At 67.9% G+C, this 24,986-nt stretch carries 20 protein-coding genes and 1 pseudogene; 8 read left to right on the top strand and 13 right to left on the bottom strand.

From position 1 onward, the window contains the following. Nucleotide 1: 1 nt before the first annotated feature. From moaA to ACZ4UU_RS40655, 4 genes are all read right to left on the bottom strand, one after another. Nucleotides 2-988: a GTP 3',8-cyclase MoaA gene (gene moaA / locus ACZ4UU_RS40670; RefSeq protein WP_471908472.1), complete on the bottom strand. Its 987-nt coding sequence runs from the start codon at nucleotides 986-988 to the stop codon at nucleotides 2-4. 328 nt (nucleotides 989-1,316) lie between these two features. After that, nucleotides 1,317-2,678, bottom strand: a complete 1,362-nt coding sequence (locus ACZ4UU_RS40665) for a flavin monoamine oxidase family protein (RefSeq protein WP_471908562.1) — start codon at nucleotides 2,676-2,678, stop codon at nucleotides 1,317-1,319. A 103-nt stretch (nucleotides 2,679-2,781) separates the two neighbouring features. Then, a complete protein-coding gene (gene purU, locus ACZ4UU_RS40660) occupies nucleotides 2,782-3,633 on the bottom strand; it encodes a formyltetrahydrofolate deformylase (RefSeq protein WP_133930911.1) in 852 nt (283 codons plus the stop codon). Beyond that, nucleotides 3,633-6,080 carry a GcvT family protein gene (locus tag ACZ4UU_RS40655; protein WP_471908471.1) on the bottom strand — a complete coding sequence of 816 codons (2,448 nt, stop codon included), beginning with the start codon at nucleotides 6,078-6,080 and terminating at the stop codon, nucleotides 3,633-3,635. The genes purU and ACZ4UU_RS40655 overlap by 1 nt, the downstream gene beginning before the upstream one ends. Nucleotides 6,081-6,261: 181 nt before the next feature. On the opposite strand from ACZ4UU_RS40655, the gene ACZ4UU_RS40650 reads away from it, so the two are divergent. From ACZ4UU_RS40650 to ACZ4UU_RS40640, 3 genes are all read left to right on the top strand, one after another. Beyond that, nucleotides 6,262-7,119, top strand: coding sequence for a bifunctional methylenetetrahydrofolate dehydrogenase/methenyltetrahydrofolate cyclohydrolase (locus tag ACZ4UU_RS40650; protein WP_471908470.1), 858 nt, complete (start codon nucleotides 6,262-6,264; stop codon nucleotides 7,117-7,119). Between the two features lie 136 nt (nucleotides 7,120-7,255). Beyond that, complete coding sequence (locus tag ACZ4UU_RS40645) at nucleotides 7,256-7,477, top strand: transposase (RefSeq protein ID WP_471908469.1); 222 nt, start codon at nucleotides 7,256-7,258, stop codon at nucleotides 7,475-7,477. A 58-nt stretch (nucleotides 7,478-7,535) separates the two neighbouring features. Next, nucleotides 7,536-8,300 carry an IS3 family transposase gene (locus ACZ4UU_RS40640; RefSeq protein WP_471908468.1) on the top strand — a complete coding sequence of 255 codons (765 nt, stop codon included), beginning with the start codon at nucleotides 7,536-7,538 and terminating at the stop codon, nucleotides 8,298-8,300. Here the strand turns inward: ACZ4UU_RS40640 and ACZ4UU_RS40635 are convergent. Both ACZ4UU_RS40635 and ACZ4UU_RS40630 read right to left on the bottom strand, forming a co-directional pair. After that, nucleotides 8,297-9,814, bottom strand: a complete 1,518-nt coding sequence (locus ACZ4UU_RS40635) for an alpha/beta hydrolase (protein WP_471908467.1) — start codon at nucleotides 9,812-9,814, stop codon at nucleotides 8,297-8,299. The two genes, ACZ4UU_RS40640 and ACZ4UU_RS40635, sit on opposite strands and share 4 nt — an antisense overlap. A 77-nt stretch (nucleotides 9,815-9,891) precedes the next feature. Beyond that, nucleotides 9,892-10,239, bottom strand: coding sequence for a hypothetical protein (locus ACZ4UU_RS40630; protein WP_471908466.1), 348 nt, complete (start codon nucleotides 10,237-10,239; stop codon nucleotides 9,892-9,894). Between the two features lie 689 nt (nucleotides 10,240-10,928). Between ACZ4UU_RS40630 and ACZ4UU_RS40625 the strand changes: the two genes are divergently transcribed. Further along, entirely contained in the window at nucleotides 10,929-12,170 is a 1,242-nt protein-coding gene (locus tag ACZ4UU_RS40625; protein ID WP_471908465.1) for a sensor histidine kinase, read from the top strand. 291 nt (nucleotides 12,171-12,461) lie between these two features. Here the strand turns inward: ACZ4UU_RS40625 and ACZ4UU_RS40620 are convergent, their stop codons facing one another. The 3 genes from ACZ4UU_RS40620 to ACZ4UU_RS40610 form a co-directional block, all read right to left on the bottom strand. Next, nucleotides 12,462-13,352, bottom strand: coding sequence for a serine protease (locus tag ACZ4UU_RS40620; protein WP_471908464.1), 891 nt, complete (start codon nucleotides 13,350-13,352; stop codon nucleotides 12,462-12,464). Between the two features lie 662 nt (nucleotides 13,353-14,014). After that, the gene (locus ACZ4UU_RS40615) at nucleotides 14,015-14,377 is read right to left on the bottom strand and encodes a hypothetical protein (RefSeq protein WP_471908463.1); all 363 of its coding nucleotides are present in this window, start codon (nucleotides 14,375-14,377) and stop codon (nucleotides 14,015-14,017) included. 76 nt (nucleotides 14,378-14,453) lie between these two features. Continuing rightward, nucleotides 14,454-14,939: a hypothetical protein gene (locus ACZ4UU_RS40610; RefSeq protein ID WP_471908462.1), complete on the bottom strand. Its 486-nt coding sequence runs from the start codon at nucleotides 14,937-14,939 to the stop codon at nucleotides 14,454-14,456. 626 nt (nucleotides 14,940-15,565) lie between these two features. On the opposite strand from ACZ4UU_RS40610, the gene ACZ4UU_RS40605 reads away from it, so the two are divergent. From ACZ4UU_RS40605 to ACZ4UU_RS40595, 3 genes are read left to right on the top strand one after another with little or no spacing between them, the layout of a single operon-like run. Continuing rightward, complete coding sequence (locus ACZ4UU_RS40605; RefSeq protein ID WP_471908461.1) at nucleotides 15,566-15,706, top strand: hypothetical protein; 141 nt, start codon at nucleotides 15,566-15,568, stop codon at nucleotides 15,704-15,706. 7 nt (nucleotides 15,707-15,713) lie between these two features. Continuing rightward, nucleotides 15,714-16,169: a hypothetical protein gene (locus ACZ4UU_RS40600; protein ID WP_471908460.1), complete on the top strand. Its 456-nt coding sequence runs from the start codon at nucleotides 15,714-15,716 to the stop codon at nucleotides 16,167-16,169. Continuing rightward, entirely contained in the window at nucleotides 16,127-16,744 is a 618-nt protein-coding gene (locus tag ACZ4UU_RS40595) for a helix-turn-helix transcriptional regulator (RefSeq protein WP_471908459.1), read from the top strand. Before ACZ4UU_RS40600 ends, ACZ4UU_RS40595 begins: the two co-directional genes overlap by 43 nt. On the opposite strand, the gene ACZ4UU_RS40590 is transcribed toward ACZ4UU_RS40595, so the two are convergent. The 3 genes from ACZ4UU_RS40590 to ACZ4UU_RS40580 all read right to left on the bottom strand — a co-directional run bounded on the left by ACZ4UU_RS40590 (nucleotide 16,677) and on the right by ACZ4UU_RS40580 (nucleotide 21,987). After that, nucleotides 16,677-17,351, bottom strand: coding sequence for a LuxR C-terminal-related transcriptional regulator (locus tag ACZ4UU_RS40590; RefSeq protein WP_471908458.1), 675 nt, complete (start codon nucleotides 17,349-17,351; stop codon nucleotides 16,677-16,679). The two genes, ACZ4UU_RS40595 and ACZ4UU_RS40590, sit on opposite strands and share 68 nt — an antisense overlap. A gap of 1,202 nt (nucleotides 17,352-18,553) precedes the next feature. Beyond that, complete coding sequence (locus tag ACZ4UU_RS40585) at nucleotides 18,554-21,055, bottom strand: ABC transporter permease (RefSeq protein WP_471908457.1); 2,502 nt, start codon at nucleotides 21,053-21,055, stop codon at nucleotides 18,554-18,556. 152 nt (nucleotides 21,056-21,207) lie between these two features. Beyond that, complete coding sequence (locus ACZ4UU_RS40580) at nucleotides 21,208-21,987, bottom strand: ABC transporter ATP-binding protein (protein WP_471908561.1); 780 nt, start codon at nucleotides 21,985-21,987, stop codon at nucleotides 21,208-21,210. 1,380 nt (nucleotides 21,988-23,367) lie between these two features. Here ACZ4UU_RS40580 and ACZ4UU_RS40575 point away from each other — a divergent pair. Continuing rightward, nucleotides 23,368-23,766, top strand: a complete 399-nt coding sequence (locus tag ACZ4UU_RS40575) for a DUF4307 domain-containing protein (protein WP_471908456.1) — start codon at nucleotides 23,368-23,370, stop codon at nucleotides 23,764-23,766. A gap of 32 nt (nucleotides 23,767-23,798) precedes the next feature. On the opposite strand, the pseudogene ACZ4UU_RS40570 reads toward ACZ4UU_RS40575, so the two are convergent. Further along, a pseudogene (locus ACZ4UU_RS40570) lies at nucleotides 23,799-24,017 on the bottom strand (L-threonylcarbamoyladenylate synthase); the annotation flags it as partial. Nucleotides 24,018-24,986: the final 969 nt, after the last annotated feature.

Raw genomic sequence — 24,986 nt, 5'->3', positions numbered from 1 at the left:
GTCACCCTCCGATCGCCGACATCGGCCTGGCCGGCTGGAGAAAGTCAGGGGCATCGATGCCGGCGCCGGCCTTTTTCGCCCACATCGCGGCCTTCCATCGTTCGGCGAGTTCGGCATCGGTGGCACCGGCACGCAGGGGTCCCCGGAGGTCGGACTCCTCCCGCGCGAACAGACAGTTGCGCACCTGGCCGTCCGCAGTCAGCCGGGTCCGGTCGCAGGAACCGCAGAAGGGCAGCGTCACCGCGGCGATGATGCCCACCCGGCCCGGGCCTCCGTCCACCAGCCAGGTCTCCGCTGGATCACTGCCGCGCTGCCGCTCGTCCTGGCTCAGATCGAACATCGGCGCCAGCAAGCCGAAAATCTCCGTCGCGGTGACCATGCGCTTACGCGTCCAGCCGTGCTGGGCGTCCAACGGCATCTGCTCGATGAACCGGAGCTCGTACCCTCGGTCGAGGCACCAGCGCAGCAGTTCCGGTGCCTCGTCGTCATTGACGCCTCGCATGAGAACCGCGTTCACCTTGACCGGCCGCAAGCCCGCCGCGTCGGCCGCTGCAAGCCCGGCGACCACGTCCGCGAGCCGATTCCGTCGTGCGAGTGTGCGGAACGTCTCGGGCCTCAACGTGTCCAGGGAAACGTTGACCCGGTCGAGGCCGGCTTCGCGCAGTGGCCCGGCAAGCCGCTGAAGCCCGATACCGTTGGTGGTCAACGACACATGCGGCCGCGGTTCCAGCGCTGCGACACGTCCCACCACCTCCAGCAGGTCGCGCCGCAGCAGTGGCTCGCCACCGGTGAAACGAATCTCCTGGATTCCCAGCTGCGTCACCGCGATGTGGATCAGCCGGACGATCTCATCCGCGGTGAGCAACTCCGGCTTGGAGAGCCAGTCCAGGCCTTCTTCAGGCATGCAATACGTGCAACGCAGGTTGCATCGGTCTGTCAGCGACACCCGAAGGTCTCGCGCTATCCGGCCATATGTGTCGATGAGCACCGGTTCTCCCTGGTCGTCACGCGCCATAGCAACTGGCCGAATACCTTGTACGGCCAGGGAAACTGCCGTAGAGCCGGCAGTCGGTCACCGCGCGCACCAGCAGCTCGACCACGATCGAACATCCCGTGCTGCGAGACTCCGTTGCCGCAATGACAGACATCCGTATCTCCTCGTGCAGTGGTTCCTCAACCAACCTCGCGGCCTCGGTCAATCTGGCGTCAGACCCGTCGGCCACTTCGTTCCTCCGATCCCGGGGGCGGGATTCGGGGGAGACGAGCGCTCTTCTCTCCGCTCTCACTCGGCCTCAGGACGGTCGGCGCAGCAGCGGTCAAGCGGGGCAATGAGTAAGACACGCGGCAACTCCGTCGGCGGCGCGATGGCCGCTGTCGACGGCGCCCTCCATCCAACCGTTCAGCGTGGCGAGGGAGACGTCACTACCGGCGAAGAAGACGCGTCCCTCAGGTTCGTTCATCGTCTTCGCGAACCGCCGCGCCCACCCCGGCGGATTGATGCGCCAGGTCCCGTCGCTGAATGGGTCGGCGTTGAAGTCGTGCGCATCGACCTCCAGCACACGGGCACCGTCCAGGACGGGATCCAACGCCTTCTGCACCTGCTCGCGGTCGGTCGGGTCGAGCGGATACAGCCCTTCCGCGCCGAACGCCGACATCAGGGCCAGGTTGCGGTCGATCTGGTACTCAGTGACCACCATCTGCAGTCCGGCACGCCACCCGAGGGCGAAGAACCCTTCGGGTGCCCCCTCCACCAGGAAGTTGACGCGGTAACCGCGACCCGGGTGGTTGGCCGCGAGGGCATCGACCTTCGCGTCGCTCAGGGCCGGTGAGAGATCGATCTGCCGGATCGTGTTCGTAGGGACCGCCACCACACAAGCGCGAGCCGAGAAGGTGTCACCCTCGACGGAGGTGACCAGGACCCCACTGTCGTCCTGCCGCACGGAGCGGACGGGTGTGGAGAGACGCAGGTCGATCCCCGCCTCGTCCACCATCCGGTGCAGCAGGTCCGCCGTCCCGTTCGCGAACTTGTCCACCAGCACGCCATGAAAGGCGTTGTAGGGGCTCTTTCCCAGCGTGGCGATGCAGCCGAGGGTGTGAAGGGCCGAGAAGTCGTGGGGGTGCCCACCGACGTAGGTCGACAGCGCCGCGGTGTAGAACTCGTAGGTTGCCGGCGGCAGCTCCAGCGGACCGAGGAACTCGGCCCACGACACGTCGAGGTCTGCCAAGGGCTGCATGTGCAGCGGCAGATGGGTCGAGATCCGTTCAGCGGCGCCGGCGATCGCCAGCCACCCTCGTTCGAGCGCGGTGATCTCGTCCGGCGGGACGGGGAACATGCTGAGCCGGTCCCCGACGAGGAAACGGTAGTGGGTCAGGTCCGGGCTCTGCATGAGCGGTACGTCGTACCGCTGCACCTCGCGGGCGATGTTCGGCATGTAGTCGGTGGCGATCCAAGCGCCACCGAACTCCATGAGCTCCTCACGGTTCTTGAACTTCCGCGAGTAGGTCCGGCCACCCACGCGGTCGCGTGCCTCGAGAAGGGTCACCGAGAAGCCTCGGTCCCTCAAGTCGCGCGCTGCGGTCACTCCCGCGTACCCCGCACCGATGACGACAACATCGTTCTCGTTCGTCATGTTGCTGCGTTTCCTCTCGACATGTGCCCAGGCGCTGCCGACCAGCACCAGCACACGACCACCGACTCACACCAGCCCCGTGACCAGCCACTTCAAGCTGGCGGGGGATGCCCGCTTCCTCGACTGTGCGGCTCACCGGCATCACGGCTCTTCAGCGGCGGAAAACCACTGTCTTGCCGCCGTTGATCACGACACGGTGCTCCGCATGCGCGGTCACCGCCCGCGCAAGCGCCATCGCCTCCAGATCACGGCCGATCTCGGTCAGGTCCGTCGCGGAGTGACTGTGATCGACACGGACGAAGTCCTGTTCGATGATCGGCCCCTCGTCGAGGTCCCCGGTCACATAGTGCGCGGTGGCCCCCACGACCTTGACACCCCGGGCATGGGCCTGGAAGTAGGGGCGGGCTCCCTTGAAGCTGGGGAGCAGACTGTGGTGGATGTTGATCGCTCGCCCGTGCAGTTCCCGGCACAGAGGGTCGGACAGGATCTGCATGTACCGGGCCAGGACAACCGTCTCCGCAGAGTAGGCCGTGACGAGTTTGCGCAGCTCGTCCTCGGCCCACGGCTTGGTGTCCGGGGTGACGGGCACGTGGTGGAAGGGGATCCTGTGCCACTCGACGAGCTCCCGTAGATCGTCGTGGTTGGAAACGATCGCGACGATCTCCGCGCTGAGCGAGCCGGTGCGGACCCTGTGCAACAGGTCGTTGAGGCAGTGCCCTTGCTTCGACACCATGACGAGCAGGCGGTGCCGATGGCCCGGATCGTGAAGCGCTGCCTTCATGCCCAGCGGTTCCGCAACGCGCTGGAACTGCGAGCGGAGTTCTGAAAGGTCCGCTGAGCGGTCGGCGACGGCGTGGACCCGCATGAAGAACAGACCGGTCTCCTGGTCCCCGAACTGCTGGCTTTCGCGAATGCTGAAACCGCGCTCGGCGAGGAAGCCGGCAACCGCCGCGACAATGCCCGGCCTGTCCGCACAGGACAGCGTCAAGACAATTTCGTTCATCAGGACTTCGGCCTTTCGGACTTCGGGTCGTACAGGGGGCGCAGGGATGCGGCTGCCGGCACCCGCCGGCCCGCGACCTCGATCTCGTAGGAACCCTCTTGGAACCAGTGCCGGTGGACGGCCTCGGGAGCGCTCACCCAGCCGAGGGCGACCGCTGCGCCTAGCGTGTGGCCGTACTGGGCGGAGGCGACCCGGCCCACGAGGGCTCCGTCCCGGAAGATCGGTTCGTCGTGGAAGATGAGGGGGTCGGGCTCGCTCAGCAGGAACTGGACGAGCCTGCGCGAAATCCCTGCGTCTTTCGCCTTGAGCAGTGCGTCCCGGCCGATGAAGCCGCCCGGCTTGTCCCACTTGACGGTGAACCCCAGCCCGGCCTCCAGCGGATTGTCCCCGGAGGAGATGTCGTGTCCCCAGCTTCGGTAGGCCTTCTCCATGCGCAGTGAGTTCATCGCGTGGTAGCCGACCGGCTTGATGCCGAGGTCCTGGCCGGCGTCGAACAATACGTCCCACACGTGCTGCGCGATGTCGGCCGGAATCAGCAGCTCCCAGCCGAGTTCGCCCACATAGGTCACGCGAGTGGCGCGTACGAAGCCGAAGCCGAGGTCGATCTCGGCCGAGGTGCCGAAGGCGAATGCGCCGGTGGACAGATCCGCGTCGGTGAGCGGCTGCAGGAGCCGACGGGCTTCAGGGCCCATGACCGCGAGCATCGCCATGGTGCCGCTGACATCGGCGACGGTGCAGAAGTCGTCGTCACCGATGGCGCGCTCCAGGTGCGCCAGATCACGATTGACCGTCGCCGGGCCGGACAGGACGAGGAACCGGTCCTCCGCGAGCCGCGTGATCGTCACGTCCGACTCGATCCCACCGTGCTCGTTGAGCCACTGGGTGTACGTGATGCGGCCCGCTTCGGTGTCCACGTCGTTGACCGACACCCGCTGAAGCACCCGCACCGCGTCGCGGCCCTGGACGAGCAGCTTGCCGAAGGACGAGGTGTCGATGACCCCGACGCCCTCACGGACGGCGCGATGCTCCGCCGCCGAATACTCGAACCAGTTCGGCCGGTCGAAGGAGTACTCGTAGCGCCGCTCCACACCGGGAGGGGCATACCAGTTCGCCCGCTCCCAGCCGGCCAGTTCACCGAAGACCGCACCGGTTTCCTCGGTCCGGCGGTGCAGTGGGCTGATCCTGAGGGGCCGAGCGGTGGTGCGCTGCTGGAACGGCCAGTGGACCTCGTACGACTCGTCCAACGTCTCCAGCACCCGCCGCTCGAGGAACCTGCGGTTCGTCTCGTGCCGCTGCACCCGGCCGAGGTCGGTCTCGGGCATGTCCAGGGGACTGCGTCCGTCGATGATCCAGTCGGCCAGCACCGACCCCGCTCCCGGCCCGGACAGGAAGCCCACCGAGTTGAATCCCGCCGCGACGAAGTAGTTACGCAGCCGAGGGGCCTCTCCCAGGTGGTACTGGCCGTCCGGGGTGAAGCTCTCGGGCCCACAGAAGTGCAGGCGGATGCGGGCATCCTCCAGGGCGGGCATCCGGTGCATGATCTTCTCGTAGAAGGGACCGAGATGGTCCCAGTCCTCCGGGAGCTGCACGAAACCCTTGTTCTCCGGGATCCCGCGCGAGCCCCAGACGTAACTGCCGGGCTCGAAGAAGCCGACCATCAAGGCTCCGGCTTCGTCCTTGATGTAGGCGTACTCGTCGCCGCTCTTGACCGTGGGCAGGTTACGCGGGAGGTCCGCGATCGCCTCGGTGACGACGTAATAGTGGGCGAGGGCCTGCAGGGGTACGTCGACACCCGCCTTCGCGCCGAATTCCCGGCCCCACATTCCCGTCGCGTTGACCACGTACTCCGCCTCGATGTCGCCCTGGGCGGTACGCACGCCCGTGACCCGACCCTGCGCGATCGTCACGTCGAGAGCTTCGACGCCCTCGAGCACCTGCACGCGGCGCTGCCGCGCGCCCCGGATCAATGAGATGGTCGTGTCGGTCGCGCTTCCCCGGCCGTCTCCGGGGAAAAGGAGGCTCCCGTGCAGTCCGTCCGGGTTCAGCAACGGATGGAGCTCCAGCGTCTGCTCGACATCGAGGAGTCGGGCCTCGATCCCGTTTCCGCGGACGACACTGGCCTGATGCCGCAGTTCCTGCAGCCGTTCGGGAGACGTGGCCAGGTTCATGGTGCCGGTCTGCACGAAGCCGGTGGAAAAGCCGGTGTCCCGCTCGAGAGACTTGAAGATCGCGAGGCTGCGCTGCACCACCTCGCGGGTTGCGTGGGTGCCTCGCGCCTGCGTCACCAGGCCGGCGGCGTGCCAGGTCGTGCCCGATGTCAGCTGGTTCTTCTCCAGCAGGACAACATCGGTCCAACCACGGCACGCGAGGTGGTAGGCGGTACTCGCGCCGATGATTCCACCGCCGACGATGACAACCTGCGCCCGTTTCGGCAACTTCACGTCCATGACCGCCCTCCATTCGAAGATCCCAATGTGAATGTCTCCGCTCCCGGCCGCCATGTGTCGGTTGGCCAAACACACTGCCTTCGGTTGTTCGATTGCGTAGTACCGCCACCCACCCGCCTTGGGCACAGTCGAGCCCGCACGAGGGTGCGCAGGCGACGAGTGATGGGGAGCGGAACAGCCGGTGAACAGCACAGCAGGCGTCATCGACGGCAACCTCGCTGCAAAAGAGATCAAGGAGGAGCTGAGGAGCCGCATCGAACGCCTGGCAACAGCAGGTGAGCCGCCCGGTCTCGGCACCATCCTGGTCGGTGACGATCCGGCGTCCCGCTCCTACGTCGCCGGAAAGCACCGCGACTGCGCGGACGTGGGGATCAGGTCCCTTCGCGTGGAACTGCCGGCGAGCGCGTCTCAGCGGCAGGTGCTCACCGAGGTGGAACGCCTCAACGAAGACCCGCGGTGCTCCGGATTCATCGTGCAGCTGCCGCTTCCCGCCCAGATTGACATGCACGCGGTGCTGCAGGCCATCGATCCCGACAAGGACGCCGACGGCCTCCACCCCGCGAATCTCGGCCGGCTGGTCCTCGGCCGCCCCGGCACGCTGCCCTGCACACCCCGGGGAATCCTTGAACTGCTCCGGCGTGAAACCGTCCCCATCACCGGAGCGCAGTTCTGTGTGATCGGTTGTGGGACGACGGTGGGGCGCCCGCTCGCGCTCATGTTGACCCGGCCCACCGAACACGCGACGGTCACCCTGTGCCACGAAGCCACGATCGACGTGGCTGCGCACACCAGGGTCGCCGACGTGGTGATCGCCGCCGCCGGCGTCGCCCACCTGGTCAAGCCGTCCTGGATCAGACCGGGGGCGACCGTACTGTCGGTCGGCATCACCCGCACCATCGAGGGCATCCTCGGGGATGTCCATCCCGACGTCGAGCAAGTGGCCGGCAAGTGGACGCGGGCGACGGGCGGAGTGGGCCCTATGACGCGGGCCATGCTGCTGAAGAACGTCGTGGAGCTGGCTGAGCGGCGCGGAGACTGACCGCAGCCAAGGCGAGGACAAGCATCGGCCACTGTGTCCCTCCCTTCGTAGCGTGAAGACCGTGACTGCAGGGGAAGTTGGGAGTGACCTTCCCCTCGTAGCGTAGAGGCCCCGACTGCAGGGGAAGTTGAGGGTCGTGGCAGGCAAGAGGCGGAAGTTCGCTGCGGAGTTCCGTGAGGGGGCTGTGCGGATCGTCGCCGAGACCGGCAAGCCGATCGTGCAGGTCGCGCAGGATCTCGGGATCAACGAGACCACGCTGGCGAGTTGGGTGTCGCGGGCTCGCAGGGCCGGCGGGGCCACGGCGACGGGTGAGAGCGAGGAGCTCGCACGCGGCTGCGGCGGGAGAACGCCCAGCTGAAGAAGGACAACAAGGAGCTGGCCATGGAGCGTGATGTGCTCAAACGCTGCATGGTCTTGTGGGTGAAGTAGCTGTGGCGAACCCGGCGTTGCTCGTCGGGGTGATCAGAGACCAGAAGACCGTGCACAGCATTTCGCACCGCACCTCCTGTCGAGCCCTGGGCGTGTCGGAGGCGTGGTTCTACAAGTGGCGCCGCAGGCCGTCCGAGCCGACAAAACGCGAGACCAGGCGAGCCGTGCTGGCCGAGCGGATCCGCTACTTCTTCGACTGCTCCGGCCGGACGTACGGCTCGCCGAGGATCACGCTGGATTTGTGGGAGGAGGGCTGGCAGGTGTCGCAGAACACCGTCGCCGAGATCATGGCCGAACTCGGTCTGCAGGGCCGCAAGCCGCCTCGCCGGCGCCGCTCGCTCACCCGCCCCGGCAAGCGGAAGACCGCTCCTGACCTGGTGCGACGCAAGTTCGACGCCATCGCTCCCAACGTCTTGTGGTGGGGTGACATGACGGAGATCGAGACCGGCGAGGGCAAGCTCAACTTCCCCTGCAGTCGGGGTCTCTACGCTACGAGGGGAAGGTCACATCCCGGGCGGGGGAGAGATCGTGGCCGGAGACTGCTCCGATGCGACCGGATCAGCGAACACCCGCTGCGCGGTTGGGCGCGTCATCCGCCGGCCCCTTCCCGGCCGCAGCCGGACCGTGCTCCCTCCCTGCGCCAACCACGGTTCGACGGATCCACGCGGGCCGGAGGTGACTCCGGCCCGCGTCACAGCCTCAGCGGCACATGGGGGAACACCACCGGGCCGCGCCGTTCGACACCGCGCTAGGCACGGCAGGTAATGTCCTTGCTGGGCAGGCGGCCCGTGACCAGGTAGGTGTTGACCGCCTTGGTGGCGCAGGCGGGGGTGCCGGGGATGCCGTACACGCCGTGATCCCGTCCGCCCTGGACCATGACGAGGCGTGAGCCGCGCAGGGCGCGGTGCATGGCCCGGCCGCTCGCCGCCGGTGTCTGGGAATCCCACTGGTTCTGCAGGACGAGCGCGCCCACCGTGTTGTTGACGCGCGTGGCCGGTTCGGCGCCGCGCGGCCAGAAGGCGCAGGGAGTGATGTTGGAGGTGAAGTCCCCGTAGAGGGGGAGGCGGGCACCGTCGCGGAGGGCGTCGTGCCGGTAGCGGGCCGGGTCACGCGGCCAGGAGGCGGAGTTGTCGGCGCACATGATCGCCCAGTGTTGCGCCACGAAGTTGGCCTCGACGGAGTCCGCAGGGCCGTCGGCCGGCTGCGGATCCGGGCGGGTGGTCCGGGCCTTGCGGAGACTGACGACGTCGCGTGCGGCCTGGTAGGGCTTGTCGAAGAACATCAGCCGCAGTGACTCGCGGATGTCGGCACCGGTGACGGCCCGGTCTGCGTAATCGACGTCGCTGCCGTTGTACTTGAGCGGCGTGCGGTCCGCGCGAGTGACCAGCCGGAAGAACGCGGTGCGGACCTCCGCGGGAGTGTCACCGAGGTGGTACGTACGGTCCCGACGGGCGACCAGACGGGTCCAGTCCCGGAACGCGGGCTCGACGCTCTCGGCCAAAGCCTGGTACGTGCCCCGGCCGAAGCGGTTCGGGTCCACAGAGCTGTCGAGGACTATTCGGTCGCTGCGGGCCGGGAAGAGCTGGGTGTAGACGGCGCCGAGGTAGGTGCCGTAGGACAGGCCGAAGTACGAGATCCGCTTCTCACCCAGGACGGCGCGGATGACGTCCATGTCCCGTGCGGTGTTACGGGTGGTCAGATGCGGCAGCCGGGCGCGGTCCCGGGCGACGCACTTCGCCGCGAAGTCGCGGGCGAGAGCGGTGTTCTTGCGGAAGGACGCCGGCCGGTACACGCGCGGCCAGGTCAGCTCGTTCTTGGTGAGACCGCATTTCAGGGGACTGCTGGCGCCCATACCGCGCGGATCGAAGCCCACGAGGTCGTACCGGTCCCGGACGCTCTTGGGCACGACCTGTTTCAACGACACGGGATTCTCCAGACTCTCACCCCCCGGCCCTCCCGGGTTGGACAGCAGCACACCACGCCGTTTGCCGGGCACGCTCGTGCGCAGCCGGGAGATCTCCATGCGCAGCGTGGGTCCGGCGGGCCGCGTGTAGTCCAGGGGCACCTTGACGGTCGCGCACCGGAGATCGGCGGGGTAATCCCCGTCGGCACCGCAACGGTGCCAGGCGAGGCGCTGTTCGTAGTAACGGTCGAGGGCGGAGGCCGGGGAGCGGTCGGGTTCGGCCGTTGTCGCCTGGGCGGTGGGAAGGCACAGGCTGACGATCAGTCCGGCCGCGACGAGGGCGGCCTTGGGCGCGGTACGCATGACAGAAACTCTGCTTCCCCACCCGACCGCCCCGCCTCGGCCGAACGGTCAGAAACGAAGGCGATCGCCGGGGGCCCTCAGCCGAAAGACCGATGGACACACGCACGGGCCATGACTGCTGGCGCGTCTCCTGTATGAGCCCCCGTCCGAGGCGCTTCGATGACCTGGTAGCCGGCCTCGGCGACGGTGCGGGCGAACTGGGCGCCGAAGGTCCCGATGCATTCCATGACCCACAGTGCGGCGAGGTTGCCGCCGGTGCGGCGAGCGGCCCAGGCAACTGCCCGGGGCATGCCGGATTTGCTCGTGGGGAACTCGGCTGTATCGAGCAGTTCGCCGGTCGGCGCGGCCAGGACGGCCAAGACATGGTTGCGGGCGTGGGTGTCTACGCCGATGACGTACGGATGGCTGTGCGCGACGATCGTCACCGTGGTCGGGTGCCTTTCACCCCAGGGACCAACGGTTCGGCCGCTGACGGCCGGCGTCGGTCTGGGCAAGAGTCACTCCGGGCCAGGACTGTGACGGGCCACGCCGTGAACGGCGGGCAACCTCCTGATCAGGACACCGAGGTGGGCCAGGGCGGCGCCGGCTCCCACCACGTCGGACAAGTCCACTTGAGGGCACCTTCTGAGGCCACCGTTGACAAGAGTCACCACACGGCGGGACGACCGACACCACCCTGGCAGCCGATCCCAGACCGGCCCACCCCGAGTCTCACAGCCGTTGACAGCTGCAGCGCGGCGCAGCCAGGTCCACTGAGACCACGCCCGTAGAACCAGAGCGTCCGGGTCCCGAGGCCGCCGGTCATGCCAGTGACGCGCCACCACCATCGGACACAGATACGCGGTACCGCTGGCGCGGAATGGCAGAAACGCACGCTCGACGGGTCGCGGCTGCCGCACATGGCAGGGACTTCGTCGGGCCCCTCGCGCACACTCCCGTGCTCGGTGACGATCCCATCGTCACCACTCGCGTACTTCGGCCAGGCCCTGGCCGTGGTCGACCTCGCCCTCAAGTGCGACCAGGTCGGGGCGGCTCAGCCGAACGGCCACAGGCCGGGCCGCTCGCTGCATCCTCGGCCGATCGGCCGAGGCTCAGCTGGCCGTTCCTCCCTACAGTGACCGATGTGAACCTCCTGCCTGCGACAGACGACCTCACCACGACGCGGACCCGCCGACAGAGCTGCCTCCTTGCGGTGGGTATCACCACGCTGGTCCTGCTGGCCGTCACGGACCTGCTCATCGCCGTCGGTAACGGCAACACCCTCTGGTCGGTGTTCCCGCTCCTGTCGCTCGGCCTCGCGGCCGTCCTCTGGCCCTCCGCCCACCGGCCCGCGTGGCTCACCCCCCAACTGCGCGCCGCCGTACCAGCGGGTGCCTCCCTGGCACTCACCGCCGTCGCCACGACGACCGAGCGCATGCGCACGTTCGGCCCGGGTGAAGTAGCGGTCCTGCTCTGCCTGTTGCTGATCGCCGTCCGTACCTGCCCACCACGGTGGGCGGGACTGTGCGCCGTACTCACCGGCGGGGCAGCCATCGCGGCGCCGCTGCGCTTCGACGCAACCGACGCCCAGGACGACCTCCTGATGCTCGGGTTGACACTGGCACTCGTGATACTGACCGGCATCGTCGCCGGCATCGGCGGCTACCTGCGCACCCTGGACGACAGGCGCGGCGCCGCGGTCGCCGAGACCCGCCGCTCGGAACGCCTCGCCATGGCAGCCGACCTGCACGACTTCGTCGCCCACCACGTCACCGGCATCCTGGTCCAGACACAGATGGCCCGCATGATGGCCACCGGCGAACCCGACCGCCTGGACCCAATCCTGGCGGGAATCGAGCACGCCGCGGCCGAAGCCCTCGACTCCATGCGGTTGACCGTCGGCATCCTGCGCGGGGGACCGGAGGGAACGGCCCGGCTCGCACCGGGCGAGAGCCGCCCGGTGGGCGACCTGAGCGCCCTCGCGGAACTGGTCGACCGATTCGGCGGTCCTAGCGGTCCGAAGGCCGAACTGCACCTCGCCCCCTCAGTGCCCCGGAGCCTGCCCCACGAAGTGCAGGCTGCCGCCTACCGCGTCGTCCAGGAAGCCCTCACGAACGTACGCCGCCACGCCGCCGACGCCACCGAGGTCACTATCTCCGTCGCCCACACCGACGACACCTTGCACGTGACGGTGCGCGACAACGGCCGCGGAGGCACCACCATGCCGTACACCGCCCGCGGCGGAGGCTTCGGCATCGTCGGCCTCACCGAACGCGTCACCGCCCTCGGCGGCACACTGCGCACCGGCCCACGCCAGGACCACGGCTGGGAGGTCGTGGCCCTCCTCCCACGTGACGCGAGCAAGTTGAGGCTTTGACGGACTGCCGGTCCTCATCCAGGTCATGCCCAAACCAGTCCGGCGGCGGCTTGCGACCACCCCTGTCGGGTCATCAGACCAGGGTCGGTCGGTCAACCCGTCCGGGGCATCGATGAGGTCTGTCGCACCGATCGGTGAGGGGCCGGACAGCAACGGCTGGTCCCGCCCCCCTATGCCGACGCGGTATCCACTGCACCCTCCCGTGCCACCCGACGGTTCGGGGGGTACATGAGTAGGGACCGCAGCTCCCAGGGCCCGCGCGGAACAGGGTGTTCCGCGCGGGCACCCGGATCAGCGGCGCAGCATGCGCTTTATCCGCTTGCCCTCGGCGGACTCTTTCAGCGTGTTCCACAGTTCGGCAGAGCCGGTGTAGGTGTACACGCCCGGAGCGCCCTGCCCCGCGCAGCCATCGCCGTACGCCACGATGCCTATCTGGTACACACCTTTGCGGCCCGGTAGCTTGCGGAAGAGCGGCCCGCCGCTGTCACCCCCGCAGGCGTCCTTCCCTTCCACTCCCGCGCACATGTGAATCTTCTTGTTGTAGCCCGGGTAAGACGCCTTGCACTCGATGTGCGACACGATCGGGACGTCCACCGCGCGCAGGCGATCCGGATGGACCGGCACTTCGTTGTCGATGTCGCCCCAGCCGGCGACCGTGGCCTTCGCGCCCGGACGGATGAGCGCGTCCGTGCCCTTGGTCGGCAGGTTGACCGGGGCGATGCCGTCTACGGGTTTGTCCAGTTCCAGGAGCGCGAAATCGTAGTCCCCGTCGTAGCGGGGGTGGATGGTGATCTTACGGACGTTGCGCAGATGGCCCTGCTTCTTGTCCGACAGCAAGGTCCGACCCACGATGACCTCCATTTGCTTGGACGTCACGTCATCGACGCAGTGCGCGGCCGTCATCACGACCCCCGGATTGATCAGGCTGCCGCCGCAGAAGTGCCGGTCGCGCGGGTTGCCCTTGCCCTTGTCCAGCAGCGCCGCCATGAACGGGTACGAGCCGTTGGGCTTCTGGACGCCGCCGATGATCTGCACGACCGGGCGCTCACGATCCGTCGGCGTCGCGGCGTGAGCCGTGCCGACGGACACGTTGACGAGCCCGAGTGCCGCGCCGGCCGCGACTGCGGCGGAGGCACTCCGCCGAGCCGCCGCTCTGTGGGCGCGGGCGTTGAAAAGACGCATGGGAGTCTCCAGTCTTCGAATGAATCACCACCTCGGTGGACCCGTACTCGCGATCCAACTTCTCCTCAGCGCAAGGGAGTGCCACACACAGAGTGGTATGGCGCCCCGTCAGGGGGCACTTGGGAATGAGGTTCGCTCCCGATCACACCTCGCACATACGCCGTACACCGCAGTCACACGGACGGCAGGGTGCCGGCTCCCACCAGCCACCGGTAGAAGACTTGCCGGGCGGTCATTTGGGAGGTGTTTGTGGTACGCGTCAAGCACGGACCGGACCTGCTCGATCACACGGGGTCTCCGGCCACGGAGCGGTGTGGGAGACGGTGCCGCGCCCGGGTCACAGCACCGGCGCGGACATGCTTTCCGAACGTTCAGGGATGCTCCACCGGTGAAGGGGAGGAGCCTGTACCTGTCCCGGTGACGAGACCACAGGGTGGTAGCCGATATGTCCGCCACCCTGTCGTCGCGGCCGGGAATGATCAGCGGGCGACACCGATTGTGCTGATGCTCGGCGGACTTGACCGACGCATCTGACGAGTGGGGATCCGGCCCTGATCGCGCGCTGTGAGGACCAGCCGTACAGCAGTTGACAGGGAGGCCGGCCGACTCGTCGGCCGGCCTCCGGTGCAAGGGGCGTTGTCAGCAGGCCCCGAGAACGCCCATCACGTGATGTTCCAGGTGGTCGTGTTGGGCGCGATGTACGAATTCGTCACCAGGAAGGAGGACGGTCCGCAGTTGTTGCTGTGCCATTCGAAGCGGACGGTGTCGCCGCTGTTGACGTGGAAGCTGTTGTTCTGGAAGCTGCCGCCTGCGGTGAAGGAGTACGGGCCTCCGATGCGTCCGGAACCAGAGGCGGGCTCGTCCGTGATGTACACGCAGTTCGCGCCCCTCGGTATGGCCGAGGTGCTGACGTTGATCTGGGTGATGGTCGCGGCGGAGGCGGGCGAGGCCGCCAGTGCCACCGCCGAGGCTCCGGCCACGAGCGTGACCGTGGCGAGGCGGCGTGCACGATTAGGGATGCTCATCGTGATTCCTCATTCAGGGTGTTCTGGTTTACTGAGAGGGACCTCAGAACCAAAGGGTTCTGGGAGAGGGCGGGGATCAGTCTTCCCGGCACCCGCTGAAGTTGTCGGACCAGCCGCCGGTGGCGCAGAAGACGACCTTGGGGTTCTGCGCCCGAACGATTACGGCGGAGAACCTGTTCTTCGGGCTGGGCCCGCCGTAGGTGAGGCGGTAGGCGACGCCGGGCCCGATCCGGGACCCCTGGCACGCCCGGTCTGTGAACGCTTCGACGGTGATGGCGTCGCCCTCCCGGACCGTCAACCCCGAGTTGAGGTTGTTGGTGTTGTTGACGACCATGCAGTTCGAAGCCCCTGGAACGGTGACCCTGACACTGTTGGTACCCGTGGGCAGGCCGATGTGCCCACCCTGGACGTGGAGGGGAACCCCGGCCCCGTCGGGCTGGACCAGGGCGGCGGAAGCGGTGCCGCCGGATGCCACGACCATGCCGAGCCCCGCGCCGGTGGCGAGCAGCAGGGAGAGAGAGCGCTTCAGAGCGCGGCTTCGGGGTTGCGTTGCAGCTGACACAGTCAGCCCTTTCTGGTGTGGGGGATTGCTTGATGCCGAGGCCCGTTGGGGGACTCGCCGCAGCGTGCTCACAGCATTCCGATGTGAAGCCGGCGCCAGTAGAGGCAAACGTCATCGTGTCCCTGACCAGTCACCGCCATGCGCGGAGTCTTCCTCCTGGTGGTCGCGATGCCGTGGTCCGACGGGAGAGAAAGGCGAAGGGGCGGCGCACACCGGGCCGGTGATGCCACGGGCAGTCGCGTCCCACGACGTGGTGTGAGCGTGCGGAATCCACGACTTCGCAGGTTGAGGGGCCTCCACGTGGCTATCGGACAGACTTCGTTCCGCCTCAACGTCTGAGGACCTTCTCGGGAGTGGCGGCCGGTGGCCACGACCGGTGGCCGCGCTCCCGGACGTTATGGGTACACTGCGGATCGCTGCTCTGACATGGTGCGGCTCCTGCGGTATTGCGGACTGTGCGGGCAGGTCGCAGTCCGGCCGTCTGCCGCAGGCTGTCCGTACCGACCCACTCGTTCTCCGCCGTCACACGCGTCCAAGAAATGCGCAAAGGGCAGAAAAGCTCCTGGTTACCCGCCACCGCGGGAAAACCCTCCCAGCCGGGCGGGGCCGCGAGGCACACTGGCCCCATGATCAACAATGCGCCCCTCAAGGAGCTGGGCGAGTTCCTCAAGGCCCACCGCGGTGAGCTCAGCCCGCTGACCGTCGGCCTGCCCGGCACAGGCCCGCGCCGTGTCCCGGGCCTGCGCCGGGAGGCGGTCCCCGACTGACCCCGCCATGCGCACCCTCTACGCCGGCAACTGGCGCAGCGTCGCCCGAAGCACGGTGGCCATGCCGCGGATGGAGGCCGCCAAGTACCCGCAGGACACATCCTGGCCTCACTGGTCGAGGAACTGTCGGTTAGGGACGACGACTTCCGCACTTGGTGGGGCGGCCGCCAGGTCGCCACCGGAACCGTCGGCACCAGGACCCCTCCAGCACCCCCGTCGTCGGCGAGCTCACCCTCGATTGGGACACGCTCACCGCCAGCACCGACCCCACCAGCGCCTCATCACTGGGACCGCGGAACCCTGCACCGCGAGCCATGACGGCCTGCTCCTGCTCGCCTCCTGGCCGCCGGCAGCCGCGGCCCAGCGCACGCAGCGCATGACCTCCAGTCAGAAACCGTCGGAAACGGAGTCGTTCGCCCAATGGAGAAGCTCACAGTCGCCCTGGTCTGCCGCAACGGCCTGATTGCCGACGCGGTCGGGGACGTACGTATCCGTCCGGTACGCGAACCACGCGACATCGGCCCCCGCGACGACGTCGTCCTGTTCCACGGCGAGCGGATGGCTCAGGAACTGATCCGCTTCCGCCTGGAACGGCCGGCCCAACTGCCGCCCGCAGTCTTCCTGGCACCTCGGCTCGACTGGAGCGATGTGTCATCCGCCCTTGATCACGGCGCGGTCAGCTACGTGTTGGAGAACCGCTACGGATTCCTCCTCGCCGAGGCGATCCTGTGCGCCCCTCACGGGGCGAGCGTTCTCGATCCGCTGATCGCGGCCGAACAGGTCAGGGTGGCGGCACCGCGCAGGAATGTCATTTCCTCCCCGGAATGCCGCGCCCTTCTGTCGCCCCGCGAACAGCAGACCATGAACCTGCTGTCGTGCGGGTTCACCGTCCGCGAGGTCGCCCGGCACATGTCCCTGAACGAGAAGACGGTGCGGAACTACCTGAGCCGCATCTACGAGAAACTCGGAGTCAACTCCCGATCCCAGGCCATTCTGCGCTGGGTCCGACACGGTTCGGACCACCGCCTGCGAACGTGATCGTCTCCCGATGGCTGAGCCAGCGCAGGATCGCCTCCGACCTGGTGTGGACGCCCAGCTTCCGGTAGACCCTGCTCAACTGGTTGCGGACCGTCGGCCGGGTCACGCTCAGTTCCTCGGCCACCTCCGGGACCGACAGCCCTGCGGAGATCAGCTCCATCAGCCGCCGCTCCGCCCGCGTGAGCGCGTAGCGTCTGCGCGCCCGTGCCCTGACCTCGGCGGCCGCCTGGATCTGCCGGGCGGCGATGACCGGGTCAAGGACACATCCACCGTGCACGGCACACAGCAGGGCGTGCGGGAGCATTACTCCGTAGCGGTTCTCCAACAGATATCCCCGGGCCTGGCTTCCCAGGGCCAGCGAGACATCACTCCAGTCCAACTGCGGCGCGAGAACGACAACCGGCGGCAAACAGCCCTCCCGGGCAGCGGAAATACGCAGCAATTCCAGGGCCATTCCTGATCCGTGCAGGAGGATGACGTCGTCGTCATCGCGTAAATCATCCGCATCGTTCATCACTCGAGCAGGAATGTCGTAAAGAAGTCGTGGTCTGGCCCTATAGTGACTGAATACGGAAATCGACATCCCGGCCAACTGTGAACGGTTCACCGGGGGATGGAAACAGCGGGACATCATGGTTCTCCGCAGGCTCAGGGAAACGGAACGTCGCTCCGGCAGCGGTCGCTCGTGCTGCGGCCCCGACACAGGGATTCCGGCAGCTTCTGCTGCCGCTGGTCGTGTCCCACGACGCGGTGAGTCAAGGGCTTCGCGTTCCGGTATGAGGCCCACGGCGGTCTCCGTGAGGTGACAGCTCGCGAAGCATCCCTCGAGGCGGTTTGAACACCCGATCCGGCGGAGCCACCGTCCAGGCGCTCACCTCACACCCAGGTATTCACTCTTGTGTCACACGCGGGTAGACGGCGCCGCAGCACGAGCCGGTCGCGGATTCAGTCATCCGCTCCCGATACCACGAGTCCCGACTCGTAGGCGGAGAGCACCAATTGAGTCCAGTCGCGTGGCGATCGCCGAGTTCAACAGACCTCGCGCCGCTCCCGAGCCGTGAGGCCGTTCAGCCGCAGGCGGGCATCCCTGCGCGCCAGCGACGGCGCCGGGACATGTCCGCTTTGAGGCGGCGGGTGACGGACGGGAGGAGTTCACGGGGCATGCCCTCGACGTGTGGCCGCCGAACCGTGTCTTCCTCACCAGCCACCGCATGCGCGTCCACGTCGCGTCCAGCGACTTCTCCTGTTGGGACCGCACTCTCAACACCGGCGATTTCCCCGGCGGCGGTTCGGACTCCCGTCCGGCTCACCGGGAGATCGCCCACGACACCGTACGCCTCTCTCGCAGCTCGCTACACGACTCGGCGTCGGGTCGGGCATGGACTGCAAGGCCCACCCCGGCAGCAATGGCGGAGCCTCGGCAGGTGAGCTATGGCGACGACGTGTGTGTGCCGGCTGCCCGAACACGCCACTTCGGACGGGCCGTTCCCCGAGGGAGGGGGTCGCCACTGAGGGGTGCGCTCGGCCGCACCACCACGCCGGGGCGCTGCCCCACGAAGGACGGCCAGGGCTCCGACCATCGGGGCGAGGAAGGCTCCGAAGACGGCAAACGCGAGGACCACCAGCATCACGGCGCACAAGCCGGTCTGTTCGCCCCAGGAGGCCCAGCCGCAGTGGTTCGACCTGCACGCCAGCCCGTACCGCACCGGAGCCACCGCGCCGTGCGGCCCCGGCAAAGACCGACGTGCTGGACACGAGCACCATCGGTCGCTGAGTACCTGCTCGCGGCCGTACGGCGGCCTGCTCTCCCTACTCGGTCTTGATGGCCGTGAGCATGTTCAGCCGGGCCGCGCTGCGGGCCGGCCACATGGCGGCCAGCAGGCCGATCAGCGCCGCCAGCAGCAGGAAGAGCGCGAACCGGCCCCACGGCAGCACCAGCGCGTATCCGGGGATGTCCGCCTTCGTGGTCTCGCCGACGGCCCAGCCCAGGAAAGCGCCGAGCCCGATCCCGATCACCGCGCCGAAGAGGGAGATGACCACGGCCTCCAGCCGGATCATCCGGGTCACGCCCCGCCGGTCGAGCCCGACGGCTCGCAGCATGCCGACCTCCCGCTGCCGTTCGAAGACCGACATCGCGAGGGTGTTCACCACTCCCAGCACCGCGATGACCAGGGAGATCGCGAGCAGCCCGTACATGATGTTCAGTCCGGTGTTGAGGTACCCGCTGAACTCGTCGCGGATGTCCTGCCGGTCGCCGATCTTGATCGTCGGGTTCCCGGCGAAGGCAGCGGTGAGTGTCTTCTCGTTCGTGCTGCCATCCGTCTTGACGAAAATCTTCGAGATGAACGTCTTGTCCGTGTGCGGTTCGGTCACGTCCGTGGAGACGACGACCGGCAGGACGACGATGTTGCTCTCGAAGATGGCCCCGACGGTCAGCCTGCCGCTCTTGGAGTCTTCGTACTCCACCGGCAGGGTGTCCCCCACCTTCCAGCCGTTGGACCGCGCGAGGTCCTCGGCGACGGCGATCTGCCCCTTCGTGAGCGCATCCTGCGAGCCGGAGACCACCGGAAGGTGGAAGGCCTTTTGGAATTCCGCCGGGGTGACGCCGGAAACATCCTCCTGGATGCCGTCGATCTCCATCCACCCTTGCTGCTCCTGCGACACCGCCGTGACGCCCTGGGCCTTGCGCAGGGCGGCGACCGCCGAGGCGTCCAGGCCCGCGCCGCTGTCCGTGACCATGTAGTCGGCCTTGACGATGTCGGTGGTCATCTTGTCGACGGCCTGGCCGAGGGTGACAAGGAGCACGGTCAGAGCGCTGACCAGCGTGAGCCCGATGGCCAGCCCGGAGGCGGTGGCGCCGGTACGGCGCGGGCTTCGTACGGCGTTCTGGCCCGCGAGCGTGCCCGAGACCCCGAAGCCGCGCCGCAGCAGCGGCCGTACGAGGGCGATCGCGGGCCGGGACAGCAACGGGATCAGCACGATGACACCGATCACCGCGAGGAAGGCACCGAACCCGACGAGCTTCGCGCCCTTGGAGCCGCCAGTCCCGGCACCCGCGACCACGACCGCCGCACCGAGCAGCGTGACGAGGCCGCCGAAGAGGTTCCGCAGCACCAGGGACCTGGTGGTGGCCGGCAGGTGCGCGCTGCCGATCGCCGCGACCGGCGGGATCTTCGCGGCGCGACGGGCCGGCAGCCAGGCGGCCAGCATGGTGACCAGGACACCGATGACGACCGCGACCAGGACGGTCGTCGACGTGACGATCAGCGGCCCGTCCGGGATCTTCCCGCCGCCGAGATCGATCGTGGAAGTCGCTACGGCGGCCATGGCGGCGCCGAGCCCGAGCCCGGCGGCCGAGGCGACCGCGCCGACCACCATCGCCTCGATCAGCACGGACCGGGTGACCTGCCTGCGGGAGGCGCCGACCGCGCGCAGCAGAGCGAGCTCCCTGGTGCGCTGGGCGGCCAGCATGGTGAAGGTGTTGGCGATCAGGAAGACGCTGACGAAGAGCGCGACACCGGCGAAGGCGAGCAGGATCGCAGCGACGAACGACGCATCTCCCGACACCCCGCCGGCCAGTTGCTGACCCGTCTGGGCCACCGCGTAGTCCGGAAGCACCTTGCCGACGGCGGCGGCGAGCTCGGCGTTCGAAACGCCGGGGGCAGCGGTGACGGTGACAGACTGGTAGACGCCCGGCCGGAGGAAGAGCCGCTGAGCGACCGGCGTGTCAAACAGCACCAGGCTGCCGCCCGCGGCCACCGAGGTGTTCTCGGTGGTGAAGATGCCGGAGAGCTCGTACGTCTTCGCCGGGCCCTTGAGGGCGACGGGCACGCTGTCGCCGACCTGGTAGCCGCCCTTCTCGGCCGAGTCCTTGTCCAGCGCGACCTGCCCGGCCTCGGTGGGCCCGCTGCCGTCGGTGAACTCGTAGAGCCCGTCCTTGCCGTCCTTCCCCGGCGCGAAGTTGGCGCCCTCGCTGAACGAGGCACTGCCTATGAGCCCGCCGTCCTTGTCAACGACGAAGGCGGTCCCGGAGACCCGCCCGGCGGCTTCGGCGACCCCGTCGAGCCGGGCGACCTCGTCAAACGTCTTCCCACTGATGCCCGGGAACTCGCCGGAGTAGTCGGTGTTCGCCGCGACCTCGACGTCCACGTGTGCGTAGCTCTTGGCCTCCTGGTGGCGGTAGGCGTTGCCGTATGTGTCGGTGAAAACCAGGGTGCCGGAGACGAACGCGACGCCGAGCATGACGGCGAGCACGGTCATCAGCAGTCTGGCCTTGTGCGCGAGGACGTTGCGCAGGGCTGTGCGGAACATGGTGGTGTGGTCCTGGTGAGGTGAGGTGAGGTGAGGGCGGGGGTGGGGCTGGCCGGAGTCGGTCTGCGTCGGCCACTCTCGGTCTGCGTCAGCGACTGTCGTGGGGCGGTGGCGACTTCGGGAGCGCCTCGGCTCGTACGGCTCAGTTCCGCTCAGCTCGTTCGAAACTTGGTGTCGAAGGCCTTCATGAGGTCGAGGACCCTGTCCGCCGTGGGTTCGTACATCTCGTCGACGATCCGGCCGTCGGCGAGGAAGATGACCCGGTCCGCGTAGGAGGCGGCGACGGGATCATGGGTGACCATGACGACGGTCTGCCCCAACTCCCGTACGGAGTCACGCAGGAACCCGAGAACCTCGGCACCCGCACGTGAGTCCAGGTTTCCCGTCGGCTCGTCCCCGAAGACGATGTCCGGCTGGGAGGCGAGCGCCCGGGCGACGGCGACACGCTGCTGCTGGCCGCCGGAGAGCTGGGCGGGGCGGTGGCTGAGCCGGCCGGACAGGCCGACCATCTGGATGACGGTGTCCAGCCACTGCTTGTCCGGGGCCCGGCCCGCGATGTCCATCGGGAGCGTGATGTTCTCGAGCGCGGTCAGGGTCGGCAGCAGGTTGAACGCCTGGAAGATGAAGCCGACCTTGTCTCGGCGGAGTTTGGTGAGCTGCCGGTCCGTCAGGAACCCGAGCTCGATGTCGCCGACGCGGACCGAGCCGGAGGAGAAGCTGTCCAGCCCGGCCACGCAGTGCATCAGCGTGGACTTGCCGGAGCCGGAGGGCCCCATGATCGCGGTGAACTGGGACTGCCCGAAGCCGACACTGACCCGGTCGAGGGCGACCACCTGGGTATCGCCCTGTCCGTAGACCTTGGAGAGCTCGGTGGCGCGGGCGGCCACGGTGGGAGTGGCGGTGCGGGGGTCGGCGGGCGAGGCGGTGGTCACGGGGACTACTCCGATCGACGGCAGAGGCAGCGCGGGGCGCAGGCAGCACAGACGGCCGCAGACGGCCAGAGACGGCACGTGGACGCAGAAGTCCAGGCCCCACCCCGCTGGGGACTTCTCCATCGTCCGGTCCGTACAGGCATTGCGGATCAGCCGAAATACTGACCACCTGGGTCTGATGCCAGGGCCAGTTCCGTCAGCCCCGGGTATGCCGTTGCGTCAGCTCCGAGAATGACTCCCGGTAGAAAGTGCCTGGGAGATGGGGCTGCCATGGGGGCTGGCATCCGCCTCACCGGCGAGACGCGCCTCATACCGGCAGGTCCCACCTCATCGCCGTCTCGGCCATTCGGCCGATGCACAGCCAAACCGAGCGATGCCCAAGCTCTGGCCACCATGGCGGACTCGTTTGAGAAACCGTCAGCCGTGTCGGGAAGCCGCGCGTCGATGTCAACTGGCTGACTACGAGGTTCAAGTGCTGGACATGCCCCACCTGGCCCCACTTTCACGCGCTGCCCGATCCACGCGGCCCTTCGCCGTACGCGCACGCATGCAGCCGACGCTCTCCCTCGTTCCGGCCGATCCGGCGAAACCATCCAGACTCCACGACCCAGCGGGCCATCTCCCGCGCCCGAGACTGGCGATCAGAGCCTCGGGTGGATGCCCGGGCGATGAGGCAGTCTTCGGGCGTGGTGTAGTGCGGAACTCGGGACGGGCAGCCGCAGGAACCTATGGAGTTGCCAGTCATGGCGCTCGACAAGACGTGCGGGACGTACGTCGAGATCCTCCAGGGTACGCGGGAAGGCACCGAACATGGGGACGACTCGGCGCCAGGCGCCTACGGTCCTGAGATCGTCAACCGCGGCAAGAACGCTCATCCTTGCATCAGGCGGCTCGCTCCACGGCCACTGTTCACGGACCGCTCAAACCCGTCGACAAAGCCGCGACGGGCGGACAACACCCCGGGAAAGCCACCCCGACACGCGTGCTCTATGGGCACACGTCCGAGCCAAGACAACACAGGTCGATCCGGAGGCCCTCCGCCTGCACGCACGGGGCATCGGCATGCGTACCGAACGGCGCCTGGGCATGTCGCGACGGCTGTTCCCCGCCTGCGAGCAGCTCCCACCGTGAGGATCAGCAGATCGCCACCGGGCTGTTGCTGGACTCGTCGTGGGCGTGGGCGTGGGCGGCGATCAGTCGCAGTTGGTCAGTCGCGACTCGGTCCTCAGTAGAGCCGGCAAGTCGGCGCCCCATGTGCTTCGGCGCATTGGGCGGCTTCTATAGTGACCGAATCGGGGGAGAAAAATACCGGGCCTGGACCCCGGATGCCCCTTTTGGGACATCCGTCTCGCCCATGTGGCCCCTGGCGAGAGGACGATCATGAGTACGGCGAGCGCGCGGCTGCCCGAGCGCCGCTTCGGCCGCTCCACGGACGAAAGCGCCGACCGCACACTCAAAGTCGTCGGCAGTGTGCTGGGCATGGTGCTGCTCGTCGCGGTCAGCTGGTTCGCATACCATCAGGTCGCGCAGGACAAGATCAGCGGCGAGATCATCACCTTCGAGTCCACGCACGACGCGGTCAAGGTCCATCTGGAGGTACGCAAGGACGCGGACGCCACCGGCTACTGCACGCTGCGCTCTCAGTCAGCGGACCACGCCGAGGTGGGTCGCGCGGACTTTCGGTTCGCCGGGCAGGCCACGCGTATCGACAAGGTCGTCACGCTGCGTACGACGTCTCCGGGTACCACCGCGGAGCTCCTCGGCTGCCATGCTGACTGACGTCGCTCTTCTCCCGTAGCGGCTGACTCGATTGGCCTGAAGTGTTCGGCCAGCAGGCGCGCGGTTGCGGGCACGTTCTCGGCCCAGTCGTCCAGGTGCGCCGTGCCGCCGATGTGGACGATCAGGGGGTGGGACGGCGGGCGCCCCTTGACCTGGAAGACGCGCGCGACCGCGGCGGAGTCCTCGGCGTTGGCGCCCAGACCGTAGACGGTCTCGGTCGGGAAGGCCACCAGGCCCCCAGCGCGCAGCACGCCAGCCGCCTTCTCGACCGCAAACGCCACCTGGGCTGCGACACCCTCGGCCTGCTGCTGACCGTGCTTCACTGACAGTGACCGTGATTCGCACCGCATTAGTGGAGGGGAGTCCGCCGCGCGGTTCGACGCTCGCCGAAGTAGGGGCCGTCTTGTTCGTCCAGACGGAGGCGAGCTGTAGCCCAAGTCAGAGCTGGCCAGTTGGCTTGGTCCGCAGTGGCAGTGGTGCAGCGAACGCTGCACCACCCTGGATCGAGCGGGATCGAGTAGGGCTCAACAGGATCGAATCAGGGGTATAAATCGGGCGCTTTGGTAAAGCCGCAGGTGAGAAGCGTCACCTGGATAGGTTCGAGTCCCACCCGCCCCACTTTCAGGTTTTGGTGCAGGAACGTTTTCACCTGCGGTGCAGTGTCCACCCCCTCTGTACGGAGGGGGTTCGTCGTCTCTGAAGATCGTTAGCTCGATCGACGCTCAACCGAACTGTTGCCGATCATGGACGTGGAGCGGCCGCAGCCGGGTCGGGGGTCCCAGCTGGGGCAGCGGGGTCCGCCCGCCCCCAGGAGCTGCACCACCTGCGCCAGCGGCTGAACGCCACGTCACCGGGCACTGGCCCCAGCTGGCGCGCATCCAGGTCCGGTTCCGCTCTGGATTCGCCCACGTGGACGGCGAATTGAAGGACGGTGAACGGCTTCCCCTGTGGCGTCTGCGCTTCGCGGGCGGGCTTCGCGCTCTACCTCGCCGGCCGCGACGGCTACCAGTACAACATCCTGCCCAGCGGTCTTCCGGCCGGCAGCCCTGAGGAATGCCTGGACTGCGCCTGCGGCCTCTACCTCGGCCAACCGGCGGGCTGCCCCCTCCACGAACTTCTGGGGAGCAGCACTAGACGAGTAGTTCCGATGTGGCTCAGTGGTCGTAGGCGATCAGTGACCTGGTGATGGGTGCGCCGATGGTGCGGTTGTGCCAGATCGC

Source organism: Streptomyces sp. NPDC028907 (assembly GCF_055564995.1).
This window is presented reverse-complemented; position numbering and strand designations above follow the sequence as displayed.